The sequence below is a fragment of the Pseudoalteromonas sp. MIP2626 genome (genome assembly GCF_013414205.1).
In the GTDB taxonomy this organism is placed as follows: Bacteria; Pseudomonadota; Gammaproteobacteria; order Enterobacterales; family Alteromonadaceae; genus Pseudoalteromonas; species Pseudoalteromonas nigrifaciens.
Map to the genome: position 1 here is coordinate 1 of NZ_JAATTW010000114.1, position 1,324 is coordinate 1,324.

1 protein-coding gene is annotated in these 1,324 nt (G+C 40.6%); it reads left to right on the forward strand.

Annotated elements, in window-relative coordinates; all coding sequences use genetic code 11:
• The first annotated feature begins 74 nt into the window (after window positions 1–74).
• Window positions 75–1,283, forward strand: coding sequence for an IS256 family transposase (locus HC000_RS18245; protein ID WP_179808386.1), 1,209 nt, complete (start codon window positions 75–77; stop codon window positions 1,281–1,283).
• Window positions 1,284–1,324 lie beyond the last annotated feature (41 nt).

The following is a 1,324-nucleotide window of genomic DNA, read 5'->3' on the forward strand; positions in this document are numbered from 1 at the left end:
GAGGATGTAACTAATTTTGTGTAACTGCCTATCATAATTTACTCTATCAAGAGTTTAAGGATTAGGCGATGAACATGAATAAAGAAGAACTCGAAGCGTTTGCAAAAGAAGCAGCTAAAAGTATTAAAACACCTGACGATTTAAATCAATTTAGTCAGATGTTAAAAAAGATAACTGTTGAAGCCGCACTTAATGCAGAAATGGATGAACATTTAGGCTATCAAAAACACAGTAAATCCACGAGCAGTAATAGCCGAAATGGTAAAACAAGTAAGCGTATCAAGACAGAAGACGGTGAGTTTGAGCTTGATACGCCCCGCGACCGTGAAGGCTCTTTTGAGCCACAGCTTGTTAAAAAGCATCAATCTCGATTCACCTCAATGGATGATAAAATTTTATGGCTGTATGCCCAAGGAATGAGCACACGCGATATCGTGAATGCCTTTCATGAGTGGTATGGCGCTGATATCTCTCCCACATTGGTGTCACGTGTTACCAGCGCTGTTATGGAGCAAGTCACTGAATGGCAATCTCGCCCCCTGGATGCGATTTATCCTATTGTTTATTTGGATTGCTTGGTTGTAAAAATACGCCAAGATAAGCGCGTTATCAAAAAGTCTATTTACCTTGCTTTAGGTATTAATATTGACGGCCATAAAGAACTGCTTGGCATGTGGATTTCAGAAAATGAAGGGGCTAAGTTTTGGTTGAGCGTGCTCACCGAATTAAGCCAACGGGGCGTTGAAGATATCTTAATCGCGTGCGTAGATGGGCTGAAGGGATTTCCTGATGCAATTAATACTGCTTACCCGCAAACTCATGTTCAATTGTGTATAGTGCATATGGTTCGAAACTCATTGAAATATGTCTCATGGAAAGATTATAAAGCCGTGACGGCCGATTTAAAGCTGATTTACCGCTCGTCGACAGAAGAAGAGGCGTTGCTGGAGTTGGAGCGATTTGCAGAGAAATGGGACAATCAATATCCTCAAATAGCAAAGTCATGGCGTGCGAATTGGGACAATTTAAACACGTTATTTAATTATCCGGAGGCAATACGAAAAGCCATTTATACAACGAATGCCATTGAGTCACTCAACAGCGTTATTCGCCGAGCGATTAAAAAGCGTAAGATATTTCCAAATGACGACTCTGCGAGAAAAATGATTTATTTGGCAATAAAAGAGGCATCGAAAAAATGGACGATGCCAATTCGAGACTGGCGAAATGCAATGAGTCGTTTTATCATTGAATTTGAGGAACGACTCAGCAAGCATATTTAAAATCTAAAAACGGGCAGTTACACAGAATCCGTTACAGGCTC